Source organism: Pedobacter jejuensis (assembly GCF_003725795.1).
Classification (GTDB): Bacteria; Bacteroidota; Bacteroidia; order Sphingobacteriales; family Sphingobacteriaceae; genus Pedobacter; species Pedobacter jejuensis.
This window is the reverse complement of record NZ_RBEE01000004.1, coordinates 35,263-58,221: the sequence shown is the minus strand read 5'-3', so window position 1 is coordinate 58,221 and position 22,959 is coordinate 35,263. Positions and strand designations below refer to the sequence as shown.

At 36.5% G+C, this 22,959-nt stretch carries 15 protein-coding genes; 11 read left to right on the top strand and 4 right to left on the bottom strand.

Translation table 11 applies throughout. From position 1 onward, the window contains the following. Positions 1 to 115 precede the first annotated feature (115 nt). From D7004_RS02895 to D7004_RS02860, 6 genes are all read left to right on the top strand, one after another. Positions 116 to 1,126: a bestrophin family protein gene (locus tag D7004_RS02895; RefSeq protein WP_123204374.1), complete on the top strand. Its 1,011-nt coding sequence runs from the start codon at positions 116 to 118 to the stop codon at positions 1,124 to 1,126. 78 nt (positions 1,127 to 1,204) lie between these two features. Continuing rightward, complete coding sequence (locus D7004_RS02890; RefSeq protein WP_123204373.1) at positions 1,205 to 1,669, top strand: hypothetical protein; 465 nt, start codon at positions 1,205 to 1,207, stop codon at positions 1,667 to 1,669. Positions 1,670 to 1,809: 140 nt separating this feature from the next. Next, positions 1,810 to 2,352 carry a uroporphyrinogen-III C-methyltransferase gene (locus D7004_RS02885; protein WP_341867661.1) on the top strand — a complete coding sequence of 181 codons (543 nt, stop codon included), beginning with the start codon at positions 1,810 to 1,812 and terminating at the stop codon, positions 2,350 to 2,352. Between the two features lie 1,907 nt (positions 2,353 to 4,259). Further along, entirely contained in the window at positions 4,260 to 5,672 is a 1,413-nt protein-coding gene (locus tag D7004_RS02870) for a glycogen synthase (RefSeq protein WP_123204370.1), read from the top strand. An 8-nt stretch (positions 5,673 to 5,680) separates the two neighbouring features. Further along, entirely contained in the window at positions 5,681 to 6,949 is a 1,269-nt protein-coding gene (locus tag D7004_RS02865; RefSeq protein WP_123204369.1) for a glucose-1-phosphate adenylyltransferase, read from the top strand. A 918-nt stretch (positions 6,950 to 7,867) separates the two neighbouring features. After that, on the top strand, positions 7,868 to 9,652 hold the full coding sequence (locus tag D7004_RS02860; protein WP_123204368.1) for a glycoside hydrolase family 15 protein: 1,785 nt from the start codon (positions 7,868 to 7,870) through the stop codon (positions 9,650 to 9,652). Positions 9,653 to 10,025: 373 nt separating this feature from the next. Here D7004_RS02860 and D7004_RS02855 read toward each other — a convergent pair whose 3' ends face one another. From D7004_RS02855 to D7004_RS20480, 4 genes are all read right to left on the bottom strand, one after another. Continuing rightward, a complete protein-coding gene (locus tag D7004_RS02855) occupies positions 10,026 to 12,206 on the bottom strand; it encodes a bifunctional alpha,alpha-trehalose-phosphate synthase (UDP-forming)/trehalose-phosphatase (protein WP_123204367.1) in 2,181 nt (726 codons plus the stop codon). A gap of 148 nt (positions 12,207 to 12,354) precedes the next feature. Next, positions 12,355 to 13,713 (bottom strand): sensor histidine kinase, encoded by a 1,359-nt coding sequence (locus tag D7004_RS02850; RefSeq protein ID WP_123204366.1) that lies wholly within the window; start codon positions 13,711 to 13,713, stop codon positions 12,355 to 12,357. 65 nt (positions 13,714 to 13,778) lie between these two features. After that, positions 13,779 to 15,149, bottom strand: coding sequence for a sigma-54-dependent transcriptional regulator (locus D7004_RS02845; protein WP_123204365.1), 1,371 nt, complete (start codon positions 15,147 to 15,149; stop codon positions 13,779 to 13,781). Between the two features lie 29 nt (positions 15,150 to 15,178). Next, complete coding sequence (locus D7004_RS20480; RefSeq protein ID WP_148042739.1) at positions 15,179 to 15,376, bottom strand: hypothetical protein; 198 nt, start codon at positions 15,374 to 15,376, stop codon at positions 15,179 to 15,181. 108 nt (positions 15,377 to 15,484) lie between these two features. On the opposite strand from D7004_RS20480, the gene D7004_RS02840 reads away from it, so the two are divergent. From D7004_RS02840 to D7004_RS02820, 5 genes are all read left to right on the top strand, one after another. Then, the gene (locus D7004_RS02840; RefSeq protein WP_123204575.1) at positions 15,485 to 16,729 is read left to right on the top strand and encodes an efflux RND transporter periplasmic adaptor subunit; all 1,245 of its coding nucleotides are present in this window, start codon (positions 15,485 to 15,487) and stop codon (positions 16,727 to 16,729) included. 5 nt (positions 16,730 to 16,734) lie between these two features. After that, entirely contained in the window at positions 16,735 to 17,127 is a 393-nt protein-coding gene (locus tag D7004_RS02835) for a hypothetical protein (protein WP_123204364.1), read from the top strand. Between the two features lie 8 nt (positions 17,128 to 17,135). Then, a complete protein-coding gene (locus D7004_RS02830; protein ID WP_123204363.1) occupies positions 17,136 to 17,834 on the top strand; it encodes an ABC transporter ATP-binding protein in 699 nt (232 codons plus the stop codon). 291 nt (positions 17,835 to 18,125) lie between these two features. Further along, entirely contained in the window at positions 18,126 to 20,495 is a 2,370-nt protein-coding gene (locus D7004_RS02825) for an ABC transporter permease (protein ID WP_123204362.1), read from the top strand. Positions 20,496 to 20,571: 76 nt separating this feature from the next. Beyond that, positions 20,572 to 22,947: an ABC transporter permease gene (locus tag D7004_RS02820; RefSeq protein WP_123204361.1), complete on the top strand. Its 2,376-nt coding sequence runs from the start codon at positions 20,572 to 20,574 to the stop codon at positions 22,945 to 22,947. Positions 22,948 to 22,959 lie beyond the last annotated feature (12 nt).

Sequence of the window (22,959 nt, the reverse complement as noted above, 5' to 3'; positions counted from 1 at the left end):
GATTTAAAAATGCTGCCTATAATTTCCTGGATGTCTTGTCTAAGGTGGTTCAAAACATTTTCTTTACCTTCGCCTATCCCCAAACAAACATCCCGAATAAATAAATAGCAAAACTATGCACGCTGGGAAAAAATACACGTTTTTCGAATTTATTATATGGACTCGCAGAGACATCTACCGTTTAGCCATTTTGGCCATTATTCCTACGGTTCTCTATCACTTTTTTAACTTTACTTTCCTCTCAATATCATGGGTTCCGGTGGCGCTTTTAGGTACTGCGGTTTCTTTTATTATTAGTTTCAAGAACAATGCAAGCTATGCCAGGCTTTGGGAGGCTCGCCAAATTTATGGCGGAATCATCAATGGAAGTCGGGCTTTTGGGGTAATGATAAGAGATTTTCTTTCTTCAAAAGATAAAAAACAAGATGTGCAAATTATCTTCTATCGCCACTTTGCATGGTTAACGGCTTTGCGTTTCCAGTTAAGAGAAACACGTGCCTGGGAAAATATGGATGATTTAAGGAACATCGAATATGCCAGGAATTATCACACAGCAGAAAAAACGGATAAATTAGAAGATGTGTTAGCGAAATACCTTTCTGCAGATGAATTGACTTATATTTTAACGAAGAAAAACAAGGCTACACAGTTGATGGCTTTACAATCAAAACATATAAATCAATTAGTTGCCAAAGGAGCTTTATCTGAACTTCAACTCCAATCTTTACAAAATGCAATTACCGGGTTTTACGATAACCAAGGTAAAGCAGAACGAATTAAAAATTTTCCTTATCCAAGGCATTTTTCTTCGATAGCAACGATTATGTTAAATCTTTTTGTGTTTTTAGTACCTTATGGATTATTGAATGATTTTAATAAATTAGGCACAGGAACGCTAATAGAAGGTTATTCTATCTGGTTAAATATTCCATTTGCAATCTTGTTAACTTGGGTTTTTAATTCATTAGATGTAGTAGGAGAGAGTTCTACCAATCCGTTTGAAGGTAGTGCGAACGATGTTCCAATAACCAATATTTCCAGGACAATTGAAATTGATATGCGGGATATGCTCGACGAAACTGATTTACCACCAGCCATTGTCCCAGAAAATAATATTTTGATGTAGCAATTTACTTATGGAATTCATTAAAACATTTCATCGTGTTTATATATTTAACCTTTAAACAATCCTAAAATTTAAATCATGAAAAATAAAATTATTTGCCTCGCTTTTGCAGCATTCCCATTTATGTACGCTTGTAATTCATCTGATAGGAAGGCAGACATTGCCAAAGCAGATTCTGTTTTGAATGAGAAATGCTATGCTGCATCTTTTGAAAAAGATAGTGCAGCCATGATTGTAAAAACAATGGCATCGGGCAAAGTGACGGGTTCATTATTAATAAAATACGGTGAAAAGCCGCAAAACAATGGCAAAATTGATGGCAAGTTTCATGGCGATACGCTCTTAGTTGATTACCGATTTAATACTGGTGCAGATACAACAAAAGCCTTCACTAATCCGCTGGCATTTTTAAAGAAAGATGGTAAGTTGATCATGGGCGTAGCTCAAATAGAAACCACCTTAGGTAGGTCTTATTTCGTTAAAGGTAAACCGATTAATTATGAGGCAGGGAAATTTACTTTCGAAGAAGTACCTTGTAAGTAAAATTTATCCAGTTAAATATCAGGCTGTTAAGTTGATTTTAAAATCAAGCTAAATTATTTTAAAATAAATTACTACAATTTCTATAGACTTTGTATATTTGGCTAGTTAATCGGAATTATCACGAGCTAATTTTTTTTGTTATGATTTTAAGTAAAGTAGAAAAAGCGAACATTGAACCCAAAATTACATTGATAGGTGCTGGTCCTGGCGACCCGGATTTATTTAGTTTAAAAGGTGTTAAAGCATTAAAAACAGCGGATGTTGTTTTGTATGATGCAAATGTGAACGAGGCTTTACTTTGTCATGCACCGGATGGCATCCCGAAAGTTTATGTAGGTAAACGTAGTGACGACGAAGATTTTTCGCAAGACGCTGTAAATAAACTGATTGTGGATTATGCTTTAAATTATGGTCACGTGGTACGTTTGAAAAGCGGCGACCCATTTTTCTTTGCTAAAGGTTACGAAGAAATTGACGCTGCAGAATCTTACTGCATTCCAACTGAAATCATTCCAGGTATTTCTAGTGCAACTGGTGCACCTAGCTTGCAAAAAATACCAATGATTTACAAAGATTTAAGCGAAAGCTTTTGGGCGGTAACAGGAACGAATGCTAAAGGTGAAATTTCTGAAGATTTATATATTGCCGCTAAAACAAAAGCAACTATTGTAGTGCTTAATTGAATTGAAAAGGTAAAAGAAATAGCCGCCATTTTTCAAAGTGAAAGCAAAGGTTTACTGCCAGTCGCGGTGATTCAAAATGGTTCAAACCACGATGAGAAAATAGCTGTAGGCATTGTTGATACCATAGCTGAAGTTGTGGAAGACAAAAAAATTACAGCACCGGCTCTATTGGTTTTTGGTGATGTAGTTTCGCTTCATCCACAGTTTCAACCAATTCGAGATTTCTACGAAATAATGGCTGGGGAATAAAACCTCACCCTATGAAAGTTTGAAGTTTGGGTTAATTAAGTAAGCCCTCTCCTTAAAGAGAGGGAAACAAAGATTTGCTGTTCTAACCCAATGAAACATAACTTGTAAATATTTCCATTGATAGGAACAGACCTTTGTTAATAAGCCTGATTGCAGTGAAAAGCCCGTAGCGCAGCGAAGGCTTGCAACGGAAAGCAGGGCTGCAATCGGCAATGAAATGCTGACCGTAAACTTCCAAAAAAAACCTCACCCTGTGAAAGGTCAGAAGTTTGGGTTAATTCAGTAAGCCCTCTCCTTGAAGAGAGGGAGACGAAGATTTGTGGTTCTAACCCAATAAAAACATAACCTAGAAATAACTCCCATTGATAGGGACTGACCTTTGCTCATAAGCCTGATTGAAGCGACAGCCGCCAATTTTTCATTGGCGCTATAGCGGAAAGCAGGGCTGCAATCGGCAATGAAATGCTGAACGTTCACTTCAAAAAAAAAACCTCACCCTATGAAAGGTCAGAAGTTTGGGTTAATTCAGTAAGCACTTTCTTTGAAGAGCGAGAAACAAAAGGTGGTGGTTCTAACCCGATAAAAACATAACTTTTAGATAACTCCCATTGATAGGAACAGTCCTTTGTTAATAAGCCTGATTGCAGTGAAAAGCCCGTAGCGCAGCGAAGGCTTGCAACGAAAAGCAGGGCTGCAATCGGCAATGAAATGCTGAACGTTCACTTCCAAAAAAAGCCTCACCCTATGAAAGTTCAGAAGTTTGGGTTAATTCAGTAAGCCCTCTCCTTAAAGAGAGGGAAACAAAGATTAGTGGTTCTAACCCAACTAAAACATAACTTATAAATAACTCCCACTGATAGGAACTATCCTTTGTTAATAAGCCTGATTGCAGTGAAAAGCCCGTACCGCAGCGGAGGCTTGCAACGAAAAGCAGGGCTGCAATCGGCAATGAAATGTTGAACGGTCACTTCCAAAAAAAACCTCACCCTATGAAAGTTCGAAGTTTGGGTTAATTCAATAAGCCCTCTCCTGAAAGAGAGGGAAACAAAGATTAGTGGTTTAAACCCACCTAAACATAACTTATAAATAGCTTCTATTAATAGGAAATATCCTTTGTTAATAAGCCTGATTGAAGCGACAGCCGCCAATTTTTCATTGGTGCTATAGCGGAAAGCAGGGCTGCAATCGGCAATGAAATGCTGAACGTTCACTTCCAAAAAAAAACCCCACACTATGAAAGTTCAGAAGTTTGGGTTAATTCAGTAAGCCCTCTCCTTGAAGAGCGAGAAAAAAAGATTTGTGGTTCTAACCCAATAAAAACATAACTTTTAGATAACTCCCATTGATAGGAACAGTCCTTTGTTAATAAGCCTGATTGCAGTGAAAAGCCCGTAGCGCAGCGAAGGCTTGCAACGAAAAGCAGGGCTGCAATCGGCAATGAAATGCTGAACGTTCACTTCCAAAAAAAATCCATATAAATAAATCTCAATCATTATCCTTAAAACAAAGAAGACATTATGAAGATCTAAGATTCTTAAAAATTTAGATTCAAATCTTTTAAATAACTACTAAAAATTCCCATCAAAAAATTATTTTTCATTATTTGCAAAAAACAAAACAATTAGTAACTTACTAAAGTTATCTACACCAAATATTTGATGGAAATTATACATATAAGCGCCGAGTGTTACCCTGCTGCAAAGGTTGGCGGATTAGCTGATGTGGTTGGGGCTTTACCAAAATACCAAAATAAAATAGGCCACATTGCCAAAGTGGTTGTTCCTGCATACGATACAAAATTTATTCGCGAAAGCGATTTCGAGGTTACTTACGATGCATGGTCTAATTATGGAAATCATCACTTTTCTTACCGGGTTTTAAAGGAAAAAACCAATAAACTAGGTTTTGATTTATATTTAATTCATATTCAAGGTTTAACAGATAGGCCAAATGTTTATGGCTATGCAGATGATACTGAACGTTTTGTGGCTTTTCAAATTGCAACTTTAGATTGGATTGCACAATGGGAACACCGCCCGGATGTTATTCATTGTCATGACCACCATACCGGACTAATTCCTTTTATGGTTGCAAACTGTTTGAAATATCAGGCGATAAGTAAAGTTCCAACGGTTTTAACCATCCACAATGCACAATATCAAGGTCAATTTGGTTGGGAAAAATTATACTATTTACCAGCTTTCGATTTATGGAAGGGCGGCTTATTAGGATGGGAAGATGCAATAAATCCACTAGCCGCTGCAATAAAATGTGCTTGGAAAGTTACTACGGTTTCGCCAAGTTATTTGGATGAAATGATGGGCAATGCCCGTGGCTTGGAAACCTTGCTGAGACAAGAACGCTGGAAATCGGTTGGGATTTTGAACGGAATTGATACAGAAGTCTGGAATCCGGAAACAGACCCAATGCTAGGTAAAAGTTACAATTTAAAAACAGTAGAAACCGGCAAACAAGCAAACAAAAAATCCCTTTGCGATGTTTTTCAATTAGATTCTTCTAAACCACTTTTTACTTTTATAGGTAGATTGGTTGATGAAAAAGGAGCAGATTTGCTGCCAGATATTTTCTATTCAGCTCTACAGCAACACGGCGACAATATCAATGTTTTGGTCTTAGGTTCGGGAGATAACTGGGTAGAAGGCAGATTGAATCAGCTGAAAGATATTTACGGAGGAAAATACAACGCATACATTGGTTACAATGAGCAGGTTTCACACGAAATGTATGCCGGTGCAGATTTTCTCTTAATGCCATCGAGGGTAGAACCTTGTGGTTTAAATCAACTTTACGCTCTACGATATGGAACTGTTCCGATTGTAAGAAGGGTAGGTGGTTTGAAAGATACAGTAGTTGATATTGGTGATGGAGGTTTCGGCATATGCCACGACCAAACCAGCGTTTGGGATGTTACCCAGGCCATAAATCGAGCTGTAGATTTATACAATGATAAAAAAGCTTTTAAAGCAGTGCGTAAAACCATGATGAAAATAGACCATTCATGGGATAAAGCAGCAACAAATTACATACAATTATACCAAATATTAAAATAAGCTTAAACATGACTGACAAAGTTTTAGGCGTTATCCTTGGCGGTGGCCAGGGCTCTAGATTATCGCCATTAACACAAACACGCTCAAAACCTGCAGTTCCAATTGCAGGAAAGTATCGGTTGGTAGACATCCCAATTTCTAATTGCCTAAATTCTGGCATCCACCGTATGTTTGTGTTAACCCAGTTTAATTCGGCATCCCTAAACAAACACATTAAAAATACGTATCACTTTAGCCATTTTAGTACGGCTTTTGTTGATATTCTTGCGGCAGAGCAAACGGTACAAAATGCCGGCTGGTTTCAAGGAACTGCAGATGCGGTGCGCCAATGTATGCACCATATTGTTTCGCATGAGTTCGATTACATTTTAATTCTTTCTGGCGACCAATTGTACCAGATGGATTTTAAAGAGATGATTGAAAAACACATCGAGGCTAATGCAGAAATTACCATCGCAACAATCCCGGTAACCGCTAAAGATGCTACTGATTTTGGTATCTTAAAAGCAGATGAAGAAAACATGATCACTTCTTTCATCGAAAAACCTAAAACAGGCTTGGAAGATTGGGTTTCTGATACTGGTGCTGAAATGCAAGGTGAAGGACGTAACTTCCTTGCATCGATGGGTATTTATGTTTTCAATCGTGAGTATCTTATCAATATCTTAAATGAAAACGAAGAGGAAAAAGATTTTGGTAAAGAAATTTTACCTAGAGCCATCGAACAAAGCAGGGTTTTAAGCTATCAATACGAAGGTTACTGGACCGATATTGGTAATATTTCATCCTTCTTTGAAGCCAATCTAGGCTTAACTGATGAGATTCCGAAGTTTAATATGTTTGATAGCAATCACACCATATTTACCCGGGCGAGGATGTTGCCACCATCAAAAATTTCTGGTACAACTCTAGAAAAGGCAATTATCGCAGAGGGTTGTATTATACAAGCAAGTAGAATTGAACACGCTGTATTAGGTATTCGTGCCCGTATTGGCAAACATACCGTAGTTACCAATACCTACGTAATGGGTAGCGACCGTTATCAAACGCTTGAAGAAATTCAATCGGAAACCAGTAAAGGAAATTCACTAATTGGAATCGGAGACCGTTGCTACATTAACAACGCTATCATAGATAAGAATTGCCGAATTGGTAATGACGTTAAAATTAATGGCGGTACACATTTGGAAGATGGGGATTTTGAACTATATGCCGTTAAAGACGGTATCGTAGTAATTAAGAAAGGCGCTGTTTTACCAAGTGGAACAGTAATTTAAAATAAATATTTATCATTAACTAAGCCAGTTTCGTTATCGGAATTGGCTTTTTTTGTAAATAATCTTTATGTTCAACATTAGTAAATTTAAATGTTTTTTGGAAGTGAACGTTCAGCATTTCATTGCCGATAGCAGCCCTGCTTTTCGTTGCAAGCCTCCGCTGCGCTACGGGCTTTTCACAGCAATCAGGCTTATTAACAAAGGACAGTTCCTATCAATGGGAAGATTTACAAGTCATGCTCTAGTTGGGGTACACCACTAAACTTTGTTTCCCTCTCTTCAAGGAGAGGGCTTACTTAAGTAACCTATACTTCGGACTTTCATAGGGTGAGGTTTTTTTTGGAAGTTAACGGTCAGCATTTCATTGCCGATTTTAGCCCTGCTTTTCGTTGCAAGCCTCCGCTGCACTACGGGCTTTTCACTGCAATTAGGCTTATTAACAAAGGGATAGTTTATGCCAACGTATTATTTAAAAGCTAAGCTTTAGTTGGGTTATAACCACCATCCTTTGTTTCCCTCTCTTCAAGGAGAGGGCTTACTGAACTAACCTAAACATCTGAACTTTCATAGGGTGAGGTTTTTTTTTGGAAGTTTACGTTCAGCATTTCATTGCCGATAGCAGCCCTGCTTTTCGTTGCAAGCCTTCGCTGCGCTACGGGCTTTTCACTTCAATCAGGCTTATTAATAAAGGACAGTTCCTATCAATGGAAAGATTTACAAGTTATGCTCTAGTTGGGGTACACCACTAAACTTTGTTTCTCTCTCTTCAAGGAGAGGGCTTACTGAACTAACCTAAACTTGTGAACTTTCATAGGGTGAGGTTTTTTTTGTAAATCCTTTAAATTCGTTAAAAATTTAATATTAGCCAACATTTTTGATACAGGCTTGTTAGTGTAGTAAATAAATTAAAAATAGCTTATGGCCGAAAAACATCTGTATCAAACAGGAATTATAGGGAACTGCGCATTTATAGCACACGTAAATAAAAATACAGATGTATCTTGGCTTTGCTGGCCTCGTTTTGATAGTTCTTTTATTTTCGGTAGTCTGTTGGATAATAAAAAGGGTGGTGAATTTTCGATTCTTCCTCAAGGCGAATTTTCATCAAACCAATACTACATCGAAAATACAAATGTATTAAGAACCGAAATTAAAGCAGAAGATGGTAAATATCGCATCACCGATTTTGCACCTCGTTTTCGCCTTTACGATAGGTATTTTAAACCTTTAATGTTCATCAGAAAAATTGAACCTCTGGAAGGAAACCCAAGAATAATAATCAAATGCAAACCTGTTTGTGATTACGGAAAGGAAGAAATGCGAGCAACAAGGGGCAGTAATCATATCGATTATTCTTGTGGTGATGAAAATGTTAGATTAAGTACGAATGTATCTACAAACTATATTTTAGATGAAAATGCTTTTGTTTTAAACGAGGCAAAATACCTTATCATGACATATGGTCATAATTTGGAGGCTCCTGTAATAAGCACCGCAGAAAATTTTCTTCGCGAAACCATTGGGTATTGGCGTTTGTGGATTAAACATTCATCCATTGCTGGCTTTTACCAACCATTCGTAATTCGTTCGGCGTTGGTTTTAAAAATCCATCAATATGAAGATACAGGCGCATTTATCGCTGCGAGTACAACGAGTTTACCCGAATCGCCAGGAAGTACCAGAAACTGGGATTATCGTTATTGCTGGTTGCGAGATTCTCACTATGTGCTAACTTCATTAAACCACATCGGTCATTTTGAAGAAATGGAGAAATATTTTAATTATCTATCCGATATTTCTGATAATGGGGATACGAGATATCAACCACTTTATGGTATTGCTGGTGAACGTGAAATCACAGAAAACACTTTAGACCATTTAGAAGGTTACAAAGGCGAACAGCCAGTTAGAATTGGTAACCAAGCTTATGAGCATATCCAAAATGATATTTATGGGCAGGTTTTGATATCGATGCTGCCACTATATACCGACCATCGTTTCGTATTCTCCGAGCGTAGCGATTCTGTGAAATGGATTGAAAGTGTTTTATCAAAAATTGAAAGAACAATTGATGAAAAGGATGCTGGGATTTGGGAATTTAGAAATATGGCCAATGTACATTGTTACAGTAATTTGTTTCAATGGGCTGGTGCTCAAGCGGCATTAAAAATGGCTAAAACCATTGGAAATCAGGATTTTGAAAATAGAGCGCAAGTTTTAATTGATAAAGCTGCAGCACATATTGAGGCTTGTTACGACCCGGAAAGAAAAGTTTATACGAACGCAGTTGGTAGCTCGCATTTAGATGCAAGTACTTTACAATTGATTATGATGAATTACCTCGACCCATCATCGGATAGAGCTAAAGACCATTTAATTGCCCTCGAAAAAGAACTGAAAACAGAAGATGGTTTGTTTTATCGCTACATTCATGCTGATGATTTTGGAAAGCCGAAGACGACATTTTTAATTTGTGCTTTTTGGTACGTAGAGGCATTGGCTTGCGTCGGCAGAACCGATGAAGCAATTAAAGAGTTTGAAAATATTATAAAATATTGCAATCACTTACTGCTTTTTAGTGAAGATGTTGATGCCAAAACTGGAAGCCAGTGGGGAAATTTTCCGCAAGCCTATAGTCACGTTGGTTTGATGAATGCGGCATATCGAATAGCGATAAAATTGGATAGACCGATATTTTTATAGAATTATAAAAAACTCTTTCGCTTTTTTGCTTTGACAACTTTACATACATTTCACTTGTTAAGTTGTCAAAGCTTTGAAGTTTTTTAATTATTTCCCGAAGATTTAATATGAGCTTTGACAACTTTCTATTCATTTTGCTTAGTAAAGTTGTCAAAGCTTTGCGTTTTTTAATTATCTCCCGCATAATTAATATGAGCTTTGACAACTTTCTATATATTTTGCTTGGTAAAAAAGTTGTCAAAGCTTTGCCTTTTTTAGTTATCTCTCGCAGATTTAAGAAAATTTACGCAGCGTAAATCGTTGGTATTCTTAATAAGTTTTGACAAATTAATATCCTATTGCCTATTAAATTTGTCAAAACTAAATTAGCTCGTTATTTCACTACTGAGTCTGCCAAACTCCATAATAATTTCCTTACTTCTTTATAATCATTCAGGTAATATTTGGCCTCTGAAATGTTGTTTCCAACTTTAATGGTGAAAGCATTGTTTGGTAAAGCCTTAAAAATATCTTCATCAGTGTGGTCATCGCCTAAAGCTAAAATAAAATCAGGATTTTTATTGTAAAGCCAATTTAGTGCTGCTTTTCCTTTATTTACTTCCATGTTTTTAAACTCAATAACCTTATTTCCCGGCATAAGTTGTAAACCTTTATCAGCAGCTAAAATCTTTAAATGACTTACAATTTCATTTGCCCTTAAATCGCCCAATCCTTCATCCGCTTTGCGGTAATGCCAAACTAACGAATAACTTTTTTCTTCTATAAAAGAACCTGGTGTTCTGTCTGTGTAGGTTTCTAAAATGGATTTCATTTCTTGTTTCCATTGGTCGGTAAGTAAGGGCAAGCAATTCCATTTATCGCCATAGGCTTTTTGCCAGGCACCATGCTCGGCAATTAAATCAACCTTTAAATGCCCGAACCAATTTTCTAGTGTTTCATTTCTTCTCCCACTTATAATGACCACTTTGTTCGAATCATCAGCAGTTAGTTTTTCAAGCAAGCTATAAAGTTCTTCATCAGGCGATGCATCATCAATATTTCCTGCGAAATCCACCAGTGTTCCATCATAATCGAGAAATAAAACCCTACTGGATGTTTCATTGTATTGTTTAGTAATGTTTTCGTTTATTAAATTAACCGCATGTTTGGTCAATAATGAGTTTTGAGAATCTTTCACTTCGTTAAGTCTTAAAATAAAATTATTAACCCAATGTTTAACATTGAATTTTTCTACTACTTCTCGCATGGCTTTCATACGAGTTTGCTGTTCTTCTAAAGGCATTTTTAAGGCCACAACAATAGCCTCCATTATATCGCCAAGGTTATTTGGATTTACAATTACAGCATCCGTTAATTCTTTAGATGCGCCAGCCATTTCACTTAAAATAAGTACACCATCGTTATTGTTTCTGCTTGCTACATATTCTTTACTTACCAAATTCATCCCATCCCGCATTGGTGTTACCAGGCAAATATCTGCGGTAGCATAAAGTGCAGACAAGATTTCGATTGGAAACGAGCGGTAGAAATAGTTAATCGGAATCCAGTTTACAGAACGATATCGGGCATTTAAGTTACCCACAAATTGGTCTATATGATCTCTTAAATCGCGGTACTGCGGAACGGTATCTCTAGATGGAACCACAATCATGTACAACTCAAATTTGCCAATATATTCCGGGTGAAGTTGTAATAATAGCTCAATTGCTTTCAGTCGTTCTAGAATTCCTTTACTGTAATCCAATCTATCAATCGATAAAATTACTTTCATGTTTTCTTTCCCTGCTCTGAAATCTTCAATCTCTTTCCGAACTTCATCTTTTGAAGTGAGGTTAGAAAATTTATCGAAATCTATTCCCATTGGGAATGCCTCTACCACGATTTGCCTATCGTTACTGCTTAATATATTTGCTGATGAATTTACAGGCAACAATCTTGTTGTGGTGCTTAAGAAATGACGAACATCATCATAGGTATGGAAACCAATTAAATCTGCACCCAGCATGCCATTTAACAATTCATCACGCCAGGGAATTAGCCTGAATATTTCATAAGATGGGAAGGGGATATGCTGGAAAAAGCCAATGGTTGATTGCGCAAGTTTGTTGCGTAAAATGCCTGGTAAAAGGAGTAATTGGTAATCCTGAATCCATATTTTATCTTTATCTGAAAGTACTTTTAAGGCTGCTTTAGCAAATTTTTTGTTTACTGATTTATAGCAATCCCAATAGCTTTGTTCGTAATGTGCGTAGGTAACGAGGTAATGGAAAACCGGCCATAAAACTTCATTAGAAAAGCCCTCGTAATAAAGATTGATTTCATCCTGAGTTAAAAAAACTGGATAGAGGTTAAGTTTGGAAAGTTTATCTATTACTTCTTGTTGTCTTTCTTCAGGAACTTCAATTCCTGGCCAGCCAATCCAAATGGAATTGCCGTTTTTGTACACATCTCCCAAACCAGTTGCGAGGCCGCCCTCACTTGGAATAAAAGTGTACTCGTTATTGTTTTCGATGATTTTAACGGGTAGTCGGTTCGAAATTATAACTGTCTTCATGCTTGTATTTGATGTATCCACATAAATAAAAGCGCTTTAAACAGTTTTTGTTTGAATTTTGTTTTAAAAGCACATTGAAATGATTTTAAAAAAAACTAAAAAACCGGTGAAATTAAACGTTCGCATTCAAATTTTTGAAAAGCAAAAACTACACATAATTAAATAATAAAGAGAAAGTTGTTTGCTCGTTTGGTGCAGAAATAACTTCAATACTACCGCGATGCATTTTCATAATATTCCTGCTGATGGTTAAGCCAATGCCCGAACCATTTTTACGGGTGGTGTAAAAGGGAACGAAAATTTTCTCCAAATCGGAAGATTCAATTCCCTTTCCGTTATCGGTTACATCGATATAAAGTTTAGTATGCTCCAATCGATAATTGACTGAAATGTGTGGGTTTTCTTTTTCCTCTACCGAATAAATACTGTTTGTAATCAGGTTAATTAAAACCTGTTCTATCAATTTTAAGTCAAGCTGTACTGTGATTTTAGAAGAAGTCTGTTCTACATCCAATACCACATTTTTAACCTTCGCAAATGGCTGCATCAATACTTTTATATGCTTTAAAATTTCGCCAATGGTGTGCGATTCGAGATTTGGTGTTGGTAATTCGGCAATTAGACGGTAATCCTTCACGAAATCCAGCAATCCTGATGAACGTCGTTTAATGGTTTGGAGTGCTGTTTTTAAATCCTCCATTTCATCAGCATTTAAATTCTGTTTATCACTAACCATGCTGTTAATGGTATCAGATAATGAACTGATGGGGGTGATGGAGTTTAATATCTCATGAGAAATAACACCAATTAAGCGATTCCAGGCTTCCGTTTCTTTTTGTTCAATCTCATCTTTAATATTTTGAAAACTAATGATGGTATAATTTTTTGAGTAAAGATTTAGTGGGATAACTTCTGTAGAAAGTTGTATGAGTTTATCCTGAATTTTAAGTTCCAAAAACCTTTTCCCGCCAGCAGCAATTTGCTCAATTTCGTTTGAAAAAGCAGGTAGATGTTGTTTTAAACGATGCCAATATTTATACGCCGGTACGCCTAAAAGAGTAGAAGCTGCTTGATTAAAAAATGCTATTTCTTCGTTTCCATCTGTAGTTTTTGTATTATTAACTACAATTACACCCACCGGAACCTGTTCTAAAATGGTTTTTATCAACTGAAACATGGCCTCTTGTTCCAGCCGAATTTGTTTATGCACCTGCAAAATATCTCCAAAGGATTCATACAGTTCTGGAAAACTCCCTTTTGTAGCTTTGTTTTTGAAATTCAGGGTATGGTCGCGGGTTTTTACCGCTAAAATGAAGCGTTTTATATCCGAACGGATTTCATTGATGTAATAATAAAGCGAAATAATTGTTCCAAGCAAAATTAAACTGACACCAATAATGGTGAACCAAAGCTGAGTATTTTTGATTAAGTAAAACAGGAGGTAAGCCAGTAAATTGATCACCAGCAACCGAAAAATTAAACGGAAAGTAAAGCGTTTGTAGAACATGTTAATAAGCTAAAAGCTTAAAGTGAAAAGTCCAAAGCTTTCTGCTTTAGTCTTCTGCTTTGAGCCTAAATTCCAAATTTCTCGATTCTTCTGTATAAAGCTGCACGGGTTAAACCCAATTCTGCTGCGGCTTTTGATATATTTCCTTTATGCTTGTCGATGGCTTTTTGCACCATCATTTTTTCCATATCGCCAAGTGCCATTTCATCTGGCATTGCTGTGTTTTGTGCAAATCGCTGCGGACTTAGCTGCAAATCTTCTTCCGAAATTTCTTTACCATCGCTCATAATTACAGCCCGTTCTAAAACATGCTGCAACTCGCGAACGTTGCCCGGCCATTTATAATTCAAAAGCATATCTTCTGCTTTTGCACTCAAACTTCGGTTTTCTTTGTGATATTTTGAACTAAAAACCTGCATAAAATGATTGGCTAATAGTAAAATGTCTGTACCTCGTTTGCGTAAAGGTGGCAATAAAAGTTCAACAGTGTTAATGCGGAAGAGCAAATCCTGTCTGAATGTATTTTTAGCCACCATTTCGTTCAATGGCATATTTGTAGCGGTAATTAATCGAACATTAATTTTTCTTTCGCGGCTTTCGCCCAATCGCGTAACCGTTCGGTTTTGTAAAACACTTAAAAGTTTTGCTTGAAGCGGCAAGGTTAAATTTCCAATTTCATCTAAGAAAATTGTTCCACCATCGGCAAGTTCAAAACGACCAGGTTTATCCTCTTTTGCATCGGTAAATGCCCCTTTTGCATAACCAAAAAGCTCGCTTTCAAAAAGATTTTCATTTAAAGAACCTAAATCGACATGCATAAAAACCTGATTTTTACGCTGCGAATTTCCATGAATTTCATAAGCAAAAACCTGCTTTCCAGTGCCATTTTCGCCTAATATTAACACATTGGCATCAGTTGGCGCAACCTTCAATAAGGTGTTTTGCAACTGTTTTATTCCCCCTGCTTTACCTACAATGTTTTCGAAGCCTCGGGTCATATCTTTTTGCAGAGATAAATGGATTTTTTCCAGTTTTTTTACCTTTCTATTCGATTCGCGAAGTTTAGATGCGGCAGAAATGGTAGCAAAAAGCTTTTCGTTTTCCCATGGTTTTAATATGAAATCTGTAGCACCTTTTTTAATTGCTTTCACAGCAAGTTCAACATTACCAAAGGCTGTCATTAAAATCACTACATAATCTTTATCTATAGATAAAATGTGTTCTAACCAATAAATCCCCTCTCTGCCGTCGCTTGCACCTTTTTGATAGTTCATATCCAAAAGAATAATATCAACTTCGTTTTTGCTCAACAATACATTAATTTCTTTAGGCGATTTGCAGGTAATTACTTGCTTAACCTGCTGTTTTAAAAACAATCGGGCACTTAAAAGAATATCGTCATCATCATCGATGATTAAAACTGTGGCATCTAACATATATTTATTTATAAATTAACATCGTCCTATTAAAGGTGGTGGTATTTGTTTTTGTATGCTGTCCCTCTCCTTGAAGAGAGGGATTTTGGGTAAAGTGTTTTTAACCTCGATGCTAATTTTGCTTCTCGCCCCCTCTCCTCAAGGAGAGGGGATGAAGGGGTGAGGTTCTTCCACCAAAAATAATCAAACTGTCCGCTCTCGCACATCAACTGTTCGATAACGAACATAAAAATTTTTATATAATATTTAAATAATTGATTTTCAATTGTTTAAATATGTATCTGGCTTTTGGCACAAGCTTGGTTATTAAGCAAATCGAATACTACAACCGAACAATGGATAAGAAAATAGAGAAGAAAAGATTTAGCACTAAAACCTTAATTATTATAGGTGGGGCGATTGCTTTTGTAGCAGTCGTAATTTATGGCTATACCTTATCACTTAAAAAAACATATACTGCCGATGCCGATAAATTAACCATAAGTAAAGTAGAATATGGCGATTTTGAAGATGTAGTTTTATTAAATGCAAGTGTTGTTCCGTTAACTTCGGTTATTGTAAGTTCGTCGGAAGGTGGAACCGTTGCTGAAATTTATACCGAAAACGGAGCGTCTGTGCAAAAGGGTACACCTTTATTACGCATTGCAAATTCAAACGCCATGCTAAGTTACACGTCAAGTCAAACCGCGGCTACTGAACAAATTAACCAGTTACGTAAATCAAGGTTAGATTTAGAGCAAAACCAAAGGGTTTTAAATCAGGATGTATTGGATGTAGAAAATAATTTGCGCACTGCAACCCGTCAATACAGATTGGATAGCAATCTGTTCAGCAAAAAAGTAATCACACTTCAAGAATTTAATAAATCCAGTCAGGATTACGAGTATTATCAAGGTAAACTTAAAATCGTTCGCCAGGCGATTAAGCAAGAAAACCAGAGCCGTAAAATGCAATTGGCACAAATCGACCAATCGATGGGGCAAATGAACGAAAGCTTGGAAATGATTCGCAAAAATATCGAAAACATGACCATCAAAGCACCAGTTTCGGGTAAGCTCTCTTCTTACGACCCGGTAATTGGTAAATCATATAATTCCAATGAAATGATTGGAAAAATTGATGTTTTGCAAGGTTACAAATTGCAGGCTGGCGTTGATGAATACTACATTAATCGTGTTAAAGAAGGGCAAACGGCCAGCTGCGAATTTAATGGCAAAACTTACAATTTAACGGTTAGCAAGGTAATTCCAGAGGTTACTGCAGGTCAGTTTCAGGTAGAAATGGTTTTTAAAGGTCCTGCACCCGAAGGTTTACGCCGCGGCTTGTCCTTACAAACGAAGTTAACCTTATCTGATAACAGCAAATCATTGCTTTTGGGTCAAGGACAGTTTTTTCAAAGTACAGGCGGTTCGTGGGTGTTTGTGGTAAACAATGGTAAAGCAACAAAGAAAAATGTGAAAATCGGTAGGAAGAATTATCTGTATTATGAAATATTGGATGGGTTGGCAAAGGGTGATGAAGTTATTACCTCATCTTACGACCAATTTAATCAGTACGATCTTATTGAAATTAACAAATAAATACTATGAATAAAATACTAATAACCATTGCATTAGCTGCTTGCTCATTGCTAGCAAATGCTCAAAGCCTTTTTAAGAAAGAGGCCAACTGGATGGATACTAAGAATGGCATAAGCTATGAAATGAACATTTTTAGCAAATCTGCAAAATATAATAACCAAAATTTGGCTAAAGCTAATTTCACCATCGTTGGAGATGTATCTATTCTCCAAAAAATTGAGTTGTTGCAAGATGGAAATCTAAAATTCAATGTACCGTTAAAGTCAGAAACATCTGAAATTCAATTAAAACCAGGAAATTATACATTCAGAATGTACCACAAAAAGCTTGGTGAAAAGGATTTTGAAGTTGAATTAAAAAAGGCTCAATTAAATAACATTAAACTTACCATCAAATAAATCTCTTCATGATAAAAATAGAAAATCTGGAAAAAGTTTACAAAACTGAAGAAGTAGAAACTACAGCGCTAAATGGCATCAATCTTCATGTAAAAGAAGGCGAATTCGTTTCCATCATGGGGCCATCAGGCTGCGGAAAATCTACTTTGTTAAATGTTATGGGCTTATTGGACAAACCCGAAAGTGGAAGTTATAAGTTTATAGACACCGAACTTTTGACTTTGAATGACAGAGAACGTTCTAATTTCCGTAAAAGAAATATGGGATTTGTTTTCCAGAATTTCAATTTAATTGATGAACTGACTGTTTTCGAAAACATCGAATTGCCATTGATTTACAATAGAATTCCGGCATCGGAGCGCAAAACGCTGGTTAACGAAATCATAGAAAGAATGAACATTGTAAACCGTAGCGGTCATTTTCCACAGCAACTTTCGGGCGGTCAGCAACAACGGGTTGCCGTAGCAAGGGCCTTAGTTACCAAACCGAAATTGGTTTTGGCCGATGAACCTACTGGTAATCTGGATAGTTCTCATGGGAACGAAGTAATGGAACTGCTTTGCGAATTAAATGAAACGGGAACCACGATAGTAATGGTAACGCACTCCAGCCACGATGCAAGTTTCTCTAACAGAATTATCAATCTGAAAGATGGTCATGTGGTTTCAGAAAAGATAAATAAAAGTAGAAACGAGGAACTGATATAGAAAGAGGTTTAAGGTAAAAGGTTTGAGGCGTAAGGTAAGCGCCAAAACCCTACAACCATTAGAAAAATAGTTTTAGTTAATGATAAGCCAACCGAATCTTCCTGGATGGGAAGATTCGGAAAAGGCGCTTGAAAAAGCTGAAAGACTAAAGCTGAAAGACTAAAGCTGAAAGACCAAAGACTAAAGTGCCTTGCAAAGGCCACCAATACTGTAAAATTACAAAACAGCACATCCAGCTCCCTCCTCAAGGAGAGGGCGGGGGAGAGGTTACTAAATACTTGATATTAAAATATGTTCAAACTCAACCTAAAAATCGCTTTGCGCAACCTTTGGAAAAACAAGGGGTTTTCACTGATAAATATTGGTGGATTAGCCATTGGCTTAGCCAGTTGCATGGTTTTGCTCTTGTACGTAGCTTATGAGTGGAGCTATGATAAGCAATTTGCAAATAGTGATAAAACTTACGTTGTTTATCAAAATTCTGCTGCAAATGGTAAGATTTTTAGTTTTGCTTGGACCCCAAATGTTATGGCTGATGAAGTTGCAGCTAAAATTCCAGGTGTGAAATATGCAGCACATGCCAGTTATCCAAGTCGGAAATTAATTGCAGTTGGCGACAATAAAATAAGTGCTAATCTAAATTTTGCGGATCCAAAATTTTTGAAAATATTCGATTATAAATTTATCAAAGGGAACCCAGAACGAGCGCTGAGAGATGTAAATACTATAATCCTTACAGAGTCTTTGGCGAAAAAACTTTTCGGAAATGAAGACCCAATAAACAAAACCATTAAGCTTGAGAACCAAGACTTGCTCAAAGTTGAAGCTGTAATTGAAGATGTGCCTGCAAATAACAGCATCACTTTTGAATGCCTAGCACCTTGGGCACTTTTTATTAAACGAGAAGCCTGGGCGAAAGATCCAAATTGGGGAAATAATATGTGCTTAACCGCTGTTCAACTTAAAGATAATAAGTTTTTGGATGGTGCAAATGCCGATATGAAAGGCATTTACAAACGCAATCAACAAGGTAATAATGCCGAGGCACTTTTGTTTCCATTAACCAAATGGCATTTGTACGATGATTTTCAAAATGGAAAATCGGTTGGCGGCAAAATAGAGCAACTTAAAATATTCTTATTGCTAGCCTTTTGTATCCTTTTAATTGCCTGTGTAAATTTTATGAATTTATCTACAGCCCGCTCCGAGCGTAGAGCAAAAGAGGTTGGTATACGCAAAGCGATAGGCTCAACAAGAAAATCTTTAATTGGGCAGTTCTTTCTAGAATCAGTTTTTATTACTGTACTTTCAGGTGTTTTTGCTTTTATTCTAGTTGAAGTAAGCTTGCCGTATTTCAATAATTTATTGAATATAAAACTACAAATTGATTACAACAACGTCACTTTCTGGGGAACATTTTTAGGCTTAATAATCTTTACGGGATTAATGGCCGGAAGTTATCCTGCATTATACCTGTCGTCGTTCGAAGCAATTAAAGTACTAAAAGGATTAAAAATTAAATCAGATTCTTCAGTATCCATTAGAAAGGTTTTGGTAGTAATTCAATTTGTTTTTGCGGCTTGTTTAATTATTTGTACAGCGGTAATTTATCAGCAGCTTTCTTATGTCAAAAATAAGCCAATAGGTTACAATAAATCAAACCTAGTTCAAATTGCGGTTCAGGGTAAAATGGGTAATAGAAGTAAGTTAGAATTACTAAAAACTCAAATGTTAAAATCAGGTGCAGCAACAGGAGTAACATTTTTTAGCAAAGACATTACCGAAACTGGAAATAATACTACAGATGTACATTGGCAAGGCAAAACGAAAGGCGAATCTATTTTATTCAACAATAGAGGAATTGGCAATGATTTTATCGAAACAATCGGAACAGAATTAACAGCTGGAAGGGCACTTGAAACGGTATCAAAAAAAGATAGCAATAGCATCATGCTTAATGAGGCTGCAGTCAAGATGATGAATCTCAAGAATCCCATTGGTGCTAAAATTCGGTATTGGGATGTAGAAAAGACAAATGTTGGTGTGGTTAAAGATTTTGTTGTGGAAAGTGCTTATCAAAAAGTTGCTCCAATGATATTTTATCCGAGTTACATGGATGATGTTCAGGTGATTATTGCCCGTTTAAATCCCAATCAAAATATTAGTTCATCACTCGAAAGTATAGATAATTTAATCAAACAAATAGAACCTGATTACCCGGTTAATCGCAAATTTGTTGATGAATCTTTTGAAGTCAAATTTCAAAATGAAAAACTCCTGAGCACACTGTCTAACTGGTTTGGTGGCTTTGCCATTTTTATTTCATGCCTAGGTTTGTTGGGTTTAGCACTTTTTATGGCAGAGCAACGCAAAAAAGAAATCAGCATCCGTAAAGTTTTGGGCGCCAATACAGCAAATATTCTTACGCTTTTAAATAAAGATTTTATCAAACTGGTGGCTATTGCTAATCTCATCGCATTTCCGTTGGCTTATATCATCATTAATAAATGGCTATCTGCTTTCGAATACCGGGTTTCGATTTCGGCCTTACCGTTTATTGCTGCTGTAAGTATTTCAGTAATTATTGCAGTGTTAACAGTTAGCATACAATCAGTTAAAGTAGCAAAAGCAAATCCGGTTGATGCGCTTAAATATGAATAGACAAAAGTTGCCAGTTATGGGTTGCCAGTTAAAAGTCTGGACTCGTAACAGGTAACCGATAACCCACAACCCAAATATGTTCAGACTCAACCTAAAAATCGCTTTGCGAAACCTTTGGAAAAACAGAGGAATTACCGCTATTAATGTTGGTGGTTTAGCTATTGCATTGGCTGCATTTATTTTAATTGCAATGTATTTTAGCTATGAAACCAGTTTTGATAAACAAAATCCCAATTACAACAATATTTATGTTGTTGGCAGGATTTACCCGGAGTTCAAAACCAATTACACCTCGCCACCTTTTGCAAAAGCAATTAAACAAAACTTCCCTGAAGTGGAGAATGCTGGAATTACAAAAAAAGGTTTTTTCGAGCTAACAATTAAAAATGGCAAGCAGACCTTATTTGCTAAAAATTTTATGCAAGCAGATTATAATGCTGCGAAAATTCTTGATTTGAAACCAACGGGAGGGTTAGAAAAACCTGCAGGTGAGGCTGACAGACTTTCTTATTTAAGCAAAGAAAGTATGCAAGTGCTTTTCCCCGATAAAATAGATAACAAACCTGAAATGGTAGGGATGGGTGCAAGCAGCTTAGGCATTAACAGCAAAATTAATGGTACCATTATCAACAATCCACATTCGAACGTAACTTTCGATGGTATTTCAATCGGAAATGAAATAGGGCAGGGCGAAGATTATGGAATGAATAATTATACCACTTACATTCAGGTAAAACCCGGAACCGATGTTGAAAATTTGGAACAAAAGATTACCAATCTTTATCGTTCCGAATTATTGAAAGGTGAAACCGACCAAGAAAGTATTGATGAAATCAAAAAGATTTCTACATTTTTAGACCCGCTCTCCAATCTGCACCTAAAGCCAAAAGCTGGTAATGACACACCCTATAAAATATTAATAGCGCTCTCTATACTTGGTATTCTAATTTTAATAATTGCTTGTATTAATTTTACCAATTTAAGTATTGCCCAAGCTACTAAAAGAGCCAAAGAAGTGGGTGTTAAAAAGGTTATGGGTGCTTTCCGCTTTCAGTTAACTACGCAATTTTTGGTCGAGATTCTTGTACAATGTTTTACTGCAACCATTTTGGCGTTAATTTTAGCCGAATTGATACTGCCAAAGTTCAATAATCTGTTTCAAGTAAATTTGAGTATTTGGCAAATTGATAACGATTTGCTTTGGCAATTACCTCTTATTTTATTGTCAATAACGCTTATAGCCGGCTTATATCCTGCTTTAGTGCTTTCAGGTTTCAAACCTGCCTTGGTTTTAAAAGGTAATTTTTCTACAAGTAAACAAAGTACCTGGCTGCGGAATGGCTTACTGGTTTTTCAATTTAGTATCGCCGTTATTTTCATTATTGGCTTATTCATAATCAATTCGCAGTTAAAATACATGCGTAGCCAGGATTTAGGTTTTACAGCAAATCAGGTGGTTTACATTAAAAACCTAACGCTTTTTAATAAACCAGCCAAATTTGAACCTGTTAGAGATAAAATCTTAAAAATCCCTGGTGTCAGGCTTGCAACAGTAGCTACAGATGTACCAAATGGAGCTGAAAATGGAAGTAATGGATACACTGTTAATGGTTTGCAAGCAAACATTGATTTTGTTGACGTGGACTTCGATTATTTTGAAACCCTACATATTAAGTTGAAGGATGGTCGCTTTTTTTCACCTTCATTTAAAACAGATACAGCGAATGCTGCTGTAATAAATGAAAGTGCGGTAGCAAAATTTGGATTGAAAAACCCGGTAGGACAAACGATTAGGGGTTGCAATATGGATTATAAAATAGTTGGTGTTGCGAAGGATTTTAAAGCTCAAGGATTTGAAAGTGCCATTCAGCCAACCATTTATGCAATTAAAAATCCATGTGGGAATTATAAAACGCAAATCATGCTAAAAATAGAGGGAAATAAAATGGCTGATGCGTTAATTGCTTTGAGAGCAAAATGGCCAGAAATTAATCCCAAAGATGGAGAAGATTTTAGATACGAGTTTTTAGACGAATTGTATGGCAAGCTCTTCAAAAAACAAGAACAGTTGCAATCTGTCTTTTTCGCGGCAGCTTTACTCACCATTTTCATCGCAATTTTAGGCTTGTTTGCATTTGCGAAATACATCACCAACGGTAGAATTAAAGAAATCGCGGTGCGAAAAATTTTAGGAGCAAGCGACATCCAGATTTTCAAATTGATTAACAGTTCCTTTTTTAGGATGGTTTTATTGGCCAATGTTATTTCGTGGCCTGTTGCCTATATATTAACCAAAATGTGGCTAGAAACATTTGCATATCGAATCGATTTATCGGTTTTACCATTCATCGCAAGTGCTGCAATTACCATTTTATTAACGTTGTTTACCGTTAGCATTCAGGCTAAGAAAGCTGTAAAAGCAAACCCTGTTGATGCGCTTAAATATGAATAAAGCTGAAAGCTT